This window comes from Flavobacterium sp. RSP46, from assembly GCF_003984825.1.
Taxonomy (GTDB): Bacteria; Bacteroidota; Bacteroidia; order Flavobacteriales; family Flavobacteriaceae; genus Flavobacterium.
In genome coordinates this window covers 73,012-84,345 of sequence record NZ_RYDM01000008.1, presented here as the reverse complement: position 1 = coordinate 84,345, position 11,334 = coordinate 73,012, and the positions used below count along the sequence as shown (strand labels likewise).

The following is an 11,334-nucleotide window of genomic DNA, read 5'->3' as shown; positions in this document are numbered from 1 at the left end:
TCGATTTTAGCGTTTGGGTTTTAAAGTATTAAAAGAATGGAGATCAGAATCAATTTCTGATCTCCATTTATATTTTGGGTTGCGCATGTTTTTTAGGGTTACACTTCCTTTGTGATCACTTGTATGGTTTCCCGACTGACCTGTTTCAATAACACAACTTTGTTTTTTTCAACGGTTTCGGCTGCTGTTTCGTTAAAATGTCGGATGGTGTATAAGGTGACATTTTCATTAAACTCTACTTTAAACTTTTTAGACAAGATAGCATTCAGGGCTTTGAAATTGTCAAATTTATCTTCTACACATACGGAGAAACTAATTGCTGAATTCTGAATCAAGTTCACTTTTATTTTGAATTGATGGAATAATGCAAAAATTTCGCTGATGTTTTCTTCCATGATAAAAGAGAAATCGATAGAGGAAAGCGAAATCAAAAGTTGGTTTCTTTTGACGATGAAACACGGTAAATAAGGTTCTAAGTCGACTCCTTTAGAAACGCTCGTTCCTTTTAGTAACGGATTTATAAAGGATTTTACATACAACGGAATTTCCTTTTTTTGCAAAGGTTGTAGTGTTTTTGGGTGAATAACCGTTGCCCCATAAAAAGCCAGTTCTATGGCTTCACGGTACGAAATCTGATTCAATAAACTCGCATTTTCAAAATATCTTGGATCGGCATTCATTACTCCGGGAACATCTTTCCAGATGGTCACGCTTTCGGCATTTAAGCAATACGCAAAAATTGCAGCAGTATAATCAGATCCTTCTCGGCCTAAAGTGGTGGTAAAGTTATTTTCGTCAGAACCTAAGAATCCTTGTGTAATGTTTAGTGTTTTACGTTTTACGTTTTTGGCAATGTTTTTCTGTGTCAATTCCCAATCTACTTCTGCATCTCTGTATGTAGCATTGGTTTTTATGAAATTCCGAACATCCAGCCATTGTGTTTTTATGCCCATGAAATTCATGAAATGACTAAGGATTGTGGTCGAAATTAATTCGCCATAACTGACAATTTGATCGTAGACAAAATTATAATTGGGTGATTTATTGTGGGTCAGGAAATACTCTAAATCTGAAAATTGAGTGTTAACAGCTTTGAAGACTTCGTTTTTTTCGTCCTCAAATAAATCTATCAAAATTTGATTGTGGTACTTTTTTACTTCTTGAACAGATGAATTTAATTCAGCGGATTTATCGAAATAATTTTTTATGACAACCTCGAGCGCGTTTGTGGTTTTTCCCATTGCAGAAACGACCAACAATACGTCTTCATAACCCACTTTTTGTAAAACGTCATACACGTTTTTAATTCCTTCAGCATCTTTTACAGAAGCTCCTCCAAATTTGAATACTCTCATATTTTAAACAAAAATTGTTCTTTATTTTATTTCAATTTATTCTCTACAAAATTGGTGATTCCCAATTCGTCCATGTGAACAACATACCAATCACGGAGTACTTTGGCGCCTGATTTTTCATAAAATTCTATTGCCGGAGTATTCCAGTCCAATACATTCCATTCTACTCTTCGAACCTGATCTTTTTTACCCTGTTTTATAATTTCAGAATATAAAGCATATCCTAATCCGGTGCCACGCATTGTCTCTTTTACCACTAAATCTTCCAGGTGAATTGTTTTTCCTTTCCAAGTAGAAAATCGGTAGTAGTACAAGGCGATACCTACAATTTGTTTTGCCTGTTCGCTATTGCTCGGGTCCGCTTGAACCTCGGCAACAAAAACATGAAATAGTGGCACCGGGCCAAAACCATCTCGAATTAAATCGGCAACAGTTACAAGGACGGCATCGGGTTCTTTCTCGAATGTTGCTAATTCTTGGATGAGCCCTAAAACAGCTTCCATATCTTCAGGATTTCCTTTTCTGATCGTCATGTGCGGGATGTATTTGTGTTTTTTAGTTGAATAAGAAATTTGCTTTTTCGATTGGCTATTGGATCAATCTCCAATACGGCTCATTTCATAATTTTTTATTTTAATGCTTCAATATCGCAATAAAATTAGATTTTTACGTATTAATTTTATGTTTTAATCAGCAAATATACAATACGGTTAAACTAAGCAACTATTTTTCAAATCAATTTCACAAAAAAAACGATATTTGTGACTTCAAAACAACTACAACGATTTCTTAATGGAAGAACGCAACAAAACACTTGGAGAATTTATCATTGAAAACCAGAATGCTTTTCAATATTCGTCCGGCGAATTATCTCGAATTATCAACTCCATCCGATTGGCTGCCAAGGTAGTCAATTATAAAGTAAACAAAGCTGGACTGGTTGATATTGTGGGTGCTGCCGGAGAGCAAAACATACAGGGGGAAGATCAGCAAAAACTAGATGTATATGCCAATGAAGTTTTTATTCAAACATTAATTAATCGCGAGATCGTATGCGGAATCGCTTCTGAAGAAAATGATGATTTCATTACTGTGGAAGGAAGTGACCACAGCCACAATAATAAATATGTAGTGTTGATGGATCCCCTTGACGGCTCGTCTAATATTGATGTTAATGTTTCTGTAGGGACAATATTTTCGGTTTACAGGAGAATTACCCCAATAGGAACTCCAGTTACGTTGGAAGATTTTTTACAGCCGGGGATCAATCAGGTTGCTGCAGGCTATGTGATTTACGGGACTTCGACTATGTTAGTTTATACAACTGGGCACGGTGTGAACGGATTTACGCTGAATCCTGCTATTGGTACTTTTTACTTGTCTCATCCTAAAATGAAATTCCCAACCGATGGCCATATTTATTCCATCAATGAAGGTAATTATGTCCATTTTCCGCAAGGAGTAAAGGATTATATCAAATATTGTCAGCTGGAAGAAGGAGACAGGCCTTATACTTCTCGATACATCGGAAGTTTAGTTTCTGACTTTCATCGCAATATGATTAAAGGAGGGATTTATTTATATCCAACAAGTTCAAAAGCATCCAAAGGGAAATTACGATTGTTGTATGAATGCAACCCATTAGCTTTTATCGCAGAACAGGCGGGAGGAAAAGCATCGGATGGATTTGATCGGGTGATGGAAATTGAACCAACGGAACTGCATCAGCGCGTTCCTTTTTTCTGTGGAAGCTACAATATGGTTGAAAAATCGGAAGAATTTATGCTTAAAGCAAAACTAAGCAAGTACTAAAAACAAAAAGCTTCCGTCTTGGCGGAAGCTTTTTTATAGGTATAATCTACGTATTGATATTTTGTATTTCAGTAATGAACGTATCCAAATCTACTTCTTTTTCTACAAGCAGAAGAGCATTTTCTACAATTTGATTTATATTTTCAGGGTCAAATCCTATTCCAATGCCAATTTTCCGTAACATCAGCTCTTGTTTGTCTCCTAAATGGTGGTCAACATGAACGATTCTGGCTAAATCATACAGTCGCTCTATCCTTTGTTCATATAAATAAGGAGGATTGATAGGGTATTTTAGCGGATCCTGTAAAATTTCTTCATATTCTGCAGGAGAAATTTCTAATCGAACGGCTAATTTATCTACAAATGCTTTTTCTTCTGGAGAAATCTTCTCGTCAGTTAGTGCTACACGGACAATAGATGAAAAATGACCTCTATTTCTTTGTTTGAATTCGCTATCAAATAAATCTGAAAATGACATAATTGTGGTTTTTGTATCGTACAAAGATATATCTATTTTAAAGTATTAATTTTTATTTTTTTTATATTTTTTCTTTCGACATACCTGCTTTTGATTTGTATTTATTTGAATGTTCAAATGAATCATTTTCAAAATTAATCGTAAGTTTACAACCCTTTATCAACTTAATACTTTACTGATGTCAGAATTTTGGATTTACTTTCAAATAGGATTAAAACACGTTTTGGATATTCACGCTTATGATCATGTTTTATTTTTAATCGCCCTAGCGGTTCCTTTTTCTTTCAAGGACTGGAAGCGAATTGTACTTTTGGTTTCCCTTTTTACCATTGGTCATACCATGGCTTTACTGCTTTCTGTTTTTGGTATAATTGCCATAAAAGTAAATATTGTTGAGTTGTTAATCCCAATTACAATTGTGATAACCGCATTGTTTAATCTTTTTACGGCAGGAAAATCGAGCAAGAAAGAAAGCCTCAATCTGCTGTTTTTTATCACGCTTTTCTTTGGGATAATTCATGGGTTGGGTTTTTCAAATTATTTCAAATCGATTCTTGGAGGAAATGCTATGTCTAAAGTCTTGCCACTGTCAGAATTTGCACTAGGTATAGAAGCCGCCCAGATTGTAGTGGTTTTTTTGGTTTTGATTTTAGCCTACATTGTTCAGACTGTTTTTAGATTTTCAAAACGCGACTGGACATTAGTAATGTCAGCATTTATAATAGGAGTAGTGATACCAATGATTGTGGAAAGTGAAATCTGGATAAGATAAAATGAACGAAAAAAAATTAAATAAATACGACAAAGCATACCTTAGAATTGCCAAAGAATGGAGCTTGCTGTCCTATTGTAAACGAAAACAAGTTGGTGCAATTATTGTACGTGACAGAATGATAATCTCAGATGGGTATAACGGAACGCCCTCCGGTTTTGAAAACTGTTGTGAAGATGAGCAAGGATTAACCCGCTGGGATGTTTTACATGCTGAGGCAAATGCGATCCTCAAGGTAGCGCGATCAACACAATCCTGCGAAGGAGCCACCCTGTATATCACACTTTCACCTTGTAAAGAGTGCAGTAAATTGATTCACCAGTCGGGAATAAAAAGAGTGGTCTATCACAATGGCTATCGGGATGATTCCGGCATTCAGTTTTTGATAAAAGCCGGAGTAGAGGTTGAGCATATTCCAGTTTTGGAGGAATAAAAGAACGTGCAAAAAAAATTAAAACGATGATGCACGTCAGGTTATATTATTTTTTTAATGATAACTTTATATGAAATTTAATACAAAATATTTACCACTACTCCTTTTCTCAACACTTGCTTTTGGCGTTGTGTTGGGCGGGATGTTGCATTTTCCCGGTAGAGCTGATTTCACAGCTAAAAATAATTCTAAAACTAAGCTGAATACACTCATTGATTTTATTGATACTGAATACGTTGATGCGGTTGATACGGATTCTATTGTAAATCTTACCGTTGATAATATTCTTGCGCAACTTGATCCGCATTCCGTATATATTCCCGCTAGCGAGCAGCAACAGGTAATGGAAAGCATGAAGGGTAATTTTGTGGGAATAGGAGTGAATTTTTATATGTATAAAGATTCTGTAGCGGTCATAAAACCTGTAGAAAACGGCCCTTCGGCAAAAGCAGGAATAAAATCAGGTGATCGGATTCTATATGCTGATAAAACCAAATTGTTCGGACGTAAGTTGCCCACAGACAGTTTGTTTTCTAAATTAAAAGGGGCCGTAGGTTCTAATATAGAGCTTACAATATATAGAAAATCAGAACGTAAAAAACTCAAGCTAAAACTAAAACGCGATGTTATTCCCTTGAAAAGTGTTGATGCCGCTTTGCTCTTGAGTAATGCGACAGGATACATAAAAATAAATCGTTTTGCCGAAACTACTTACAAGGAGTTTATGCAAAATTTGTCTGCACTTAAGCAACGAGGTGCGAAGTCACTTATTATTGATGTCCGAGATAACGGTGGCGGTTATATGGAAGAAGCAATTGCTATCGCGGATGAATTGTTGCCAAACAAACAACTGATTGTTTTTACCAAAAACAAAAAAGGTACTATAGACAAGACATTTGCAACCCAAAAAGGTAGTTTTGAAAAAGGAAATGTTTTTATTCTAATTAATGAAAACAGCGCTTCAGCAAGTGAAATTCTTGCAGGAGCCGTTCAGGATAATGACCGGGGAACTATTGTAGGCCGCCGTTCTTTTGGAAAGGGATTGGTGCAACGAGAAATAGATTTTGCTGACGGTTCAGCAGTTCGCTTGACCACTGCCAGATATTATACGCCCACAGGCCGGTCTATTCAAAAACCTTATTCAAAAGGGAATGAAGCGTATTTTAAAGAATCAGAAATGCGTTTTGAAAATGGGGAACTGTATCAAAAAGACAGTATTAAAGTTTCAGACACCTTGCAATTCAAAACTAAGAAAGGTAAAATTGTATATGGCGGTGGCGGTATTGTTCCTGATGTTTTTGTCCCGCTTGAGGTGGAACATGGAAATGAAAGTACCGCTTATTTATTGCAATCGGGAATTGTAGGGAATTTTGTTTTCGAACAATTGGATAAAAACCGGAGCGCCTTTAAAGGACTTACTTTTGCTCAGTTCCAATCTAAAATGAATCAAACAGAGGAATATTTCAATTCATTTCAGAAATTTATTTTTGGCAACGGATTGGATTTGAAATTTGGAAAAAGCAAATCATTGGTAAAACGATACCTGGCTGCTGAATTTGCTCGGCAATTGTATGGGGAACGGTCTTATTATGAGATTGTATTGAAAGAGGATGCCATGATTAAGGCAATTTTGAAAAAATAATAATCACTATATTTCACAGTATGGAAAGTAAGTTTTCTGGAATGACAGTTAATGAGCGTTTGTATGTTGGAGGCCTTATAAATGACTTTGATAATGCTCTGGAACAAAAAAATGTGGAAGGAATTAAAGCTGTTTTAAAGAAAGTGGCACTAAATGAAGATTCTATTTTTGAGATGCTTATTAGCTTAGGACTTGATGCTTAATTAGAAAATTTCACTCTTGATTTTGTTTGCCCTTAAAAGGAAAATTAATTTTGATTGTCCCAATCTTTTCTATATCGAATGAGTTCGTTATCTATCATTTTCTTTGACGTACTTAATAAACAGGCTGCATCTTCAGAATAAATAGGCGGAAAATAAGTTATTTTAATTTCAGTGGTCCGTTTTCCAAAGCATTTTAAAAAATGAGGAATGAAAGTGTCGTCACCAATAAAAGCGTCTGTTTTTTCTTTATAATCTATTGCAATAGGAATTACGGCGGCTTTAATCTTAGTAGCCATTACAAAAGAGCCGTAATTGAAATCAAGAGTTGTTGGCAAATCCGCTGTTGTTCCCTCTGGAAAATTAATGATCGAATATCCTTTGGCAAGAACTTCTCGGATATTTTCGGCGGTTTCTTGTCGGCTTTTTGGACACTTTCTATCTACAAATAAAACGCCGGATATTTTGCAGATGTAGCCAATCATAGGCCAAGAGGCAACTTCTTTTTTCCCTACAGGAAAAGCATGTATTTGATTTACGATAACAATTGGGTCAAAATAAGAACGGTGATTGGCTACGATTAGTCCTTGAACTTTCGGCTTGTCGCCATAGATGATAGTGCGTATGCCTAAAAGAGTGTTTGAGGTGCGAATTATAAAATCCCGCAGTACAAGAGCTTTTTTGGCGTTAATTTCGTTGCTTCTAAAAAAAGACGAAAGATAAAACACAATCGAAAAAAAAGAAACAAATCCGATAAAAATCAGGAGTCTTGCCAGTCCCAAAAAAAATGATCCCATAAAACAGTGAATTGAAGGTGTAAACCTAACACTATTTTTTGAGAGATTTTCCAGAATGAAATTCTATTTATCTAATGCTATCATGAGCATGAGTCTGAATTCCGTCATTCCATAAAGTTAGAATATCTGTTGCTACTGCAGCTCCACTGCCTGCAGCAATGGCCAGTTGGCTTCTCCATCCGGCTAAAGTGCCTATCACGTAAATGCCTTCCTTGACTTTGTGATCGCTGTTTTTGAGTTGGATTCGTTGTTTTTCGGGAAGGGATTTTTGATGTGGTTCTACAAATGGCATTAAACCTTCAATAGCAAAAGTATTTGCAGATCCGACACCTACAACAATTATGCTGGTCTTGTAGGTTTTTTTATTTGTAGTTACAGCAAACTCAGGAGCGGTGCCCTCAATTTTTAGTACTTTTTCGTTGGGAATTTGTGTAATGTGCGGATATTTTTCTAAAAGATGTCCTGTACTTTCTTTCAATAAATCAGCGCCTAATGTGCCTGCAGGGATTCCGTAGACATTATTGAATAGCGCTTCCTTAAGGGCAGAGGTTTTTTGATGGGTAAACACCCCGATTTTTTTATTAGACACAAAGGGTTTGTTGTTTGCAGAACCCAAAACTAGAGCGCATGACATGCTAGATACGCCACCGCCAAGGATAAGTACATCAAAGACCAAGGCTATTTTTCGTTTGTTTTTTCTTCTATTTTCTTTGACATTCTGAATATTAGAAGAATCAATACAGCACAAAAAGAGGCTGCCATTCCAATAAATGCAACTACGCTATCTCCTTGAAATGGATTTTTGAAATCCAGTAAAGTAACATTAAATAGGATTAGCGCTATTGCTAAAAATACCAAGATGTTAGTGAAAATTTTCATAAGATGTTTTTGTTTTTGGTAAAAAATGCAGATGTTTGGAGGGGTTATTTATTTAGAATAAAATGCTCCAAAAAAATCAGATTTTTTATTTTACAATAATTTAAGGGTAAATTTAGGAAATTATATTTTAGACAAACAAACCTTTAACATTCGCAGCGAATAATTTAACAGCAATCGCCAGAAGTACTACGCCAAAAGTCTTTCTGATTACACCAAGTCCGTTTTCGCCTAATAATTTTTCTATTTTTGAGGATGATTTTAAAACGATATAGACCAAAATGATATTTAATAAAATGGCAATTACAATATTTATGGTATAAAATTGGGAGCGTAAAGAGAGTAAAGTGGTCATTGTTCCGGCTCCAGCAATCAAAGGGAAGGCAAGGGGAACAATTGAGGCAGAGCTGGCTTCTTCGTCCCGGTAAATCCGAATTCCTAAAATCATCTCTAATGCCAAGAAAAACAACACAAAGGATCCGGCTACAGCAAAAGAATTGACATCGATTCCAATTAGTTTTAAGAGTTCTTCTCCGGCAAAAAGAAAAACAATCATGATGACGGCGGCTACAATGGATGCTTTTTCGGATTCAATATGTCCGTGTTTTGCTCTTAAATCAATGATAATCGGGATGGATCCCACGATGTCAATTACGGCAAAAAGTACCATTCCTACGGTGATTATTTCGCGAATATCGAATTCCATAACAGACTTTTTTTATTTATGGTAAAAGTAGATAATTTCCCTGATTATTGGAGGAGTAGATTTTTTAATTTTAATGCCTTTTTTTTTGAGAAGATTTTTTTTTCTAGGAGGGAATAGTTGACCTGTATTTCATAGTCCTAAAAAAGTAACAGTTTGATTTTTATCGTTTTTAGGGCACAACTAAGGCAATTAATACTCAATATTTTTTAAAACCATTTCAAATGGTTCTGTGTTTTTGGTTGGTGAAAGAGGATGAACTGTAAAGAAATAAAAAATGCAATTGTTTGTATAAGTTTGAAAACAAAAGTAAACGAAGTTAAAAAATCAGGAGTATAAAATTAGGTAAATTCGTTTTAATTTTATTCGGTTTTGTTTACGAATTTATGAGTTGCTGAGGTGCTTTTTCAAATTTCTTGAATATCTTTGCAGAATGTTTCAACTAGGAAAAACCATAGTCTCAGAAGACTTACTCGAAAAAGATTTTGTTTGTAATTTGACTGCTTGTAAAGGCGCTTGTTGCGTAGATGGTGACGCTGGTGCACCATTGAGTTTTGAGGAGACTCAAATCCTCGAATCTATTTATCCAAAGATCAAGCCTTTTTTACGCAAACAAGGAATTGCTGCAATTGAAGCGCAAGGAACTTGGGTAAAAGGTACCGATGGTGATCTTGAAACGCCACTGATTGACGACAAAGATTGTGCCTACGCAATATTTGACGGTAAGACCGCTCTGTGTGGTATTGAACAAGCCTATAATCAAGGAGCAATTAGTTGGAAAAAACCAGTTTCTTGTCATTTGTATCCAGTTCGGGTGAAAGATTTTACGGAGTTTGCCGCTGTTAATTATGACAAATGGGATATTTGTGATCCCGCCTGCTCTTTAGGTCAGGAACTTGAAGTTCCGGTATACAAATTTGTCAAAGAAGCCCTGATTCGTAAATTTGGCGAAGACTGGTATGCTGAACTTGAAAAGGTGGCGCAAGACATGAAAAAATAAGTAAATAAGAATTCTGTTTTTCTTGTTTAATTATTTAAAAAAACTATATTTTACGGTGCTTCATTCCTTTAATTATTATTTAAAATACTGAATTTAAGTGTTTTAAAATTTGTATGAAAAATATCTTAATTTTTCTATTTGTTAAAAACTATAGGGGATTGTGAATAAGTTTGGCTTTTATTAACCGCAATATTTTACAATCTTTGTATCTCTCAAAAAGCTTAAAAATTTGTTAAAACCTCAAAAAAACAAACAATTATAATGACTCAAGTTGAACCAATTTTACAAGAAAATAAAAATCGTTTCGTAATTTTTCCTATCAAACACCATGACATTTGGGAATTTTATAAAAGTATGGAAGCCAGTTTCTGGACGGCTGAAGAAATCGATTTGTCACAGGATTTAAATGACTGGAACAACAAACTCTCGGATGATGAGCGTTATTTTGTGAAGCACATTTTGGCATTTTTTGCTGCTTCAGATGGCATTGTAAATGAAAATCTGGCAGAAAATTTTGTAAACGAAGTGCAATATGCGGAAGCGAAATTCTTTTACGGTTTTCAAATTATGATGGAAAACATTCACAGCGAAACCTATTCGTTATTGATTGATACCTATGTAAAAGATGAAGTGGAGAAAGATGAATTATTCAATGCTTTAGAGGTTTTTCCGGCGATTAAGAAAAAAGCGGACTGGGCTTTGCAATGGATTGAATCGGATTCATTTGCAGAACGTTTGATTGCTTTTGCAGCAGTGGAAGGAATTTTCTTTTCGGGAGCATTTTGCTCGATTTATTGGTTGAAAAAACGGGGTTTAATGCCAGGATTGACGTTTTCTAACGAATTGATTTCTCGTGATGAAGGAGTACACTGTGATTTTGCCGTGCATTTACACAACCATCACTTGGTGAATAAAGTGCCAAAAGAAAGAATCAGAAGCATTATTGTAGATGCTTTAAACATTGAAAGAGAATTTATCACCGAGTCACTTCCGGTAAGTTTGATAGGAATGAATGCCGTATTGATGACACAATATTTAGAATTTGTTGCTGACAGATTGTTAGTGGAATTAGGTTGCGACAGAGAATATAATACTACAAACCCATTTGATTTTATGGATATGATTTCGCTTCAAGGGAAAACAAACTTCTTTGAAAAGAAAGTGGCTGAATATCAAAAAGCAGGTGTAATGAACACTGATGGTGATGCTCAAAAAATATCTTTTGACGCCGATTTTTAGATTTTTATCAAACCATGAAGGAATTAA

The 11,334-nt window shown here is 35.3% G+C and carries 14 protein-coding genes; 7 read left to right on the top strand and 7 right to left on the bottom strand.

Annotated features, from left to right (window positions below; all coding sequences use genetic code 11):
• Positions 1 to 98: 98 nt before the first annotated feature.
• Positions 99 to 1,355, bottom strand: a complete 1,257-nt coding sequence (locus EKM01_RS12510; protein WP_126553975.1) for an aspartate kinase — start codon at positions 1,353 to 1,355, stop codon at positions 99 to 101.
• 26 nt (positions 1,356 to 1,381) lie between these two features.
• Positions 1,382 to 1,888, bottom strand: coding sequence for a GNAT family N-acetyltransferase (locus tag EKM01_RS12505; RefSeq protein WP_126457588.1), 507 nt, complete (start codon positions 1,886 to 1,888; stop codon positions 1,382 to 1,384).
• A 259-nt stretch (positions 1,889 to 2,147) separates the two neighbouring features.
• Here EKM01_RS12505 and fbp point away from each other — a divergent pair, with 259 nt between their 5' ends.
• Positions 2,148 to 3,167, top strand: coding sequence for a class 1 fructose-bisphosphatase (fbp, locus tag EKM01_RS12500; RefSeq protein ID WP_126457587.1), 1,020 nt, complete (start codon positions 2,148 to 2,150; stop codon positions 3,165 to 3,167).
• A 46-nt stretch (positions 3,168 to 3,213) separates the two neighbouring features.
• Here fbp and EKM01_RS12495 read toward each other — a convergent pair whose 3' ends face one another.
• Positions 3,214 to 3,645, bottom strand: a complete 432-nt coding sequence (locus EKM01_RS12495; protein ID WP_126457586.1) for a TerB family tellurite resistance protein — start codon at positions 3,643 to 3,645, stop codon at positions 3,214 to 3,216.
• 178 nt (positions 3,646 to 3,823) lie between these two features.
• On the opposite strand from EKM01_RS12495, the gene EKM01_RS12490 reads away from it, so the two are divergent.
• From EKM01_RS12490 to EKM01_RS12475, 4 genes are all read left to right on the top strand, one after another.
• Positions 3,824 to 4,417, top strand: a complete 594-nt coding sequence (locus tag EKM01_RS12490; RefSeq protein WP_126768576.1) for a HupE/UreJ family protein — start codon at positions 3,824 to 3,826, stop codon at positions 4,415 to 4,417.
• Between the two features lies 1 nt (position 4,418).
• Complete coding sequence (locus EKM01_RS12485; RefSeq protein WP_126457584.1) at positions 4,419 to 4,850, top strand: dCMP deaminase family protein; 432 nt, start codon at positions 4,419 to 4,421, stop codon at positions 4,848 to 4,850.
• Between the two features lie 70 nt (positions 4,851 to 4,920).
• Complete coding sequence (locus tag EKM01_RS12480; protein WP_126457583.1) at positions 4,921 to 6,492, top strand: S41 family peptidase; 1,572 nt, start codon at positions 4,921 to 4,923, stop codon at positions 6,490 to 6,492.
• A 20-nt stretch (positions 6,493 to 6,512) separates the two neighbouring features.
• A complete protein-coding gene (locus tag EKM01_RS12475) occupies positions 6,513 to 6,695 on the top strand; it encodes a hypothetical protein (RefSeq protein WP_126457582.1) in 183 nt (60 codons plus the stop codon).
• A 44-nt stretch (positions 6,696 to 6,739) separates the two neighbouring features.
• Here EKM01_RS12475 and EKM01_RS12470 read toward each other — a convergent pair whose 3' ends face one another.
• From EKM01_RS12470 to EKM01_RS12455, 4 genes are all read right to left on the bottom strand, one after another.
• Positions 6,740 to 7,489 carry a 1-acyl-sn-glycerol-3-phosphate acyltransferase gene (locus EKM01_RS12470; protein WP_126516281.1) on the bottom strand — a complete coding sequence of 250 codons (750 nt, stop codon included), beginning with the start codon at positions 7,487 to 7,489 and terminating at the stop codon, positions 6,740 to 6,742.
• A 67-nt stretch (positions 7,490 to 7,556) separates the two neighbouring features.
• Complete coding sequence (locus tag EKM01_RS12465; protein WP_126768575.1) at positions 7,557 to 8,123, bottom strand: NAD(P)/FAD-dependent oxidoreductase; 567 nt, start codon at positions 8,121 to 8,123, stop codon at positions 7,557 to 7,559.
• Positions 8,124 to 8,167: 44 nt separating this feature from the next.
• On the bottom strand, positions 8,168 to 8,368 hold the full coding sequence (locus EKM01_RS12460; protein ID WP_126456406.1) for a hypothetical protein: 201 nt from the start codon (positions 8,366 to 8,368) through the stop codon (positions 8,168 to 8,170).
• 127 nt (positions 8,369 to 8,495) lie between these two features.
• A complete protein-coding gene (locus EKM01_RS12455) occupies positions 8,496 to 9,071 on the bottom strand; it encodes a MarC family protein (RefSeq protein ID WP_126457580.1) in 576 nt (191 codons plus the stop codon).
• Between the two features lie 430 nt (positions 9,072 to 9,501).
• Here EKM01_RS12455 and EKM01_RS12450 point away from each other — a divergent pair, with 430 nt between their 5' ends.
• The gene (locus EKM01_RS12450) at positions 9,502 to 10,068 is read left to right on the top strand and encodes a DUF3109 family protein (RefSeq protein WP_126456402.1); all 567 of its coding nucleotides are present in this window, start codon (positions 9,502 to 9,504) and stop codon (positions 10,066 to 10,068) included.
• A gap of 261 nt (positions 10,069 to 10,329) precedes the next feature.
• On the top strand, positions 10,330 to 11,307 hold the full coding sequence (locus tag EKM01_RS12445; protein WP_126457579.1) for a ribonucleotide-diphosphate reductase subunit beta: 978 nt from the start codon (positions 10,330 to 10,332) through the stop codon (positions 11,305 to 11,307).
• The last annotated feature ends 27 nt before the right edge of the window (positions 11,308 to 11,334 follow it).

What these genes read in the sequence shown, in the direction of transcription:
- EKM01_RS12445 (WP_126457579.1), top strand. Translation starts at nt 10,330, where the DNA reads ATGACTCAAGTTGAACCAATTTTACAAGAAAATAAAAATCGTTTCGTA.
- fbp (WP_126457587.1), top strand. Translation starts at nt 2,148, where the DNA reads ATGGAAGAACGCAACAAAACACTTGGAGAATTTATCATTGAAAACCAG.
- EKM01_RS12455 (WP_126457580.1), bottom strand. Translation starts at nt 9,071, where the DNA reads ATGGAATTCGATATTCGCGAAATAATCACCGTAGGAATGGTACTTTTT.
- EKM01_RS12470 (WP_126516281.1), bottom strand. Translation starts at nt 7,489, where the DNA reads ATGGGATCATTTTTTTTGGGACTGGCAAGACTCCTGATTTTTATCGGA.
- EKM01_RS12460 (WP_126456406.1), bottom strand. Translation starts at nt 8,368, where the DNA reads ATGAAAATTTTCACTAACATCTTGGTATTTTTAGCAATAGCGCTAATC.
- EKM01_RS12475 (WP_126457582.1), top strand. Translation starts at nt 6,513, where the DNA reads ATGGAAAGTAAGTTTTCTGGAATGACAGTTAATGAGCGTTTGTATGTT.
- EKM01_RS12485 (WP_126457584.1), top strand. Translation starts at nt 4,419, where the DNA reads ATGAACGAAAAAAAATTAAATAAATACGACAAAGCATACCTTAGAATT.
- EKM01_RS12450 (WP_126456402.1), top strand. Translation starts at nt 9,502, where the DNA reads ATGTTTCAACTAGGAAAAACCATAGTCTCAGAAGACTTACTCGAAAAA.
- EKM01_RS12495 (WP_126457586.1), bottom strand. Translation starts at nt 3,645, where the DNA reads ATGTCATTTTCAGATTTATTTGATAGCGAATTCAAACAAAGAAATAGA.
- EKM01_RS12465 (WP_126768575.1), bottom strand. Translation starts at nt 8,123, where the DNA reads ATGTCATGCGCTCTAGTTTTGGGTTCTGCAAACAACAAACCCTTTGTG.
- EKM01_RS12510 (WP_126553975.1), bottom strand. Translation starts at nt 1,355, where the DNA reads ATGAGAGTATTCAAATTTGGAGGAGCTTCTGTAAAAGATGCTGAAGGA.
- EKM01_RS12505 (WP_126457588.1), bottom strand. Translation starts at nt 1,888, where the DNA reads ATGACGATCAGAAAAGGAAATCCTGAAGATATGGAAGCTGTTTTAGGG.
- EKM01_RS12490 (WP_126768576.1), top strand. Translation starts at nt 3,824, where the DNA reads ATGTCAGAATTTTGGATTTACTTTCAAATAGGATTAAAACACGTTTTG.
- EKM01_RS12480 (WP_126457583.1), top strand. Translation starts at nt 4,921, where the DNA reads ATGAAATTTAATACAAAATATTTACCACTACTCCTTTTCTCAACACTT.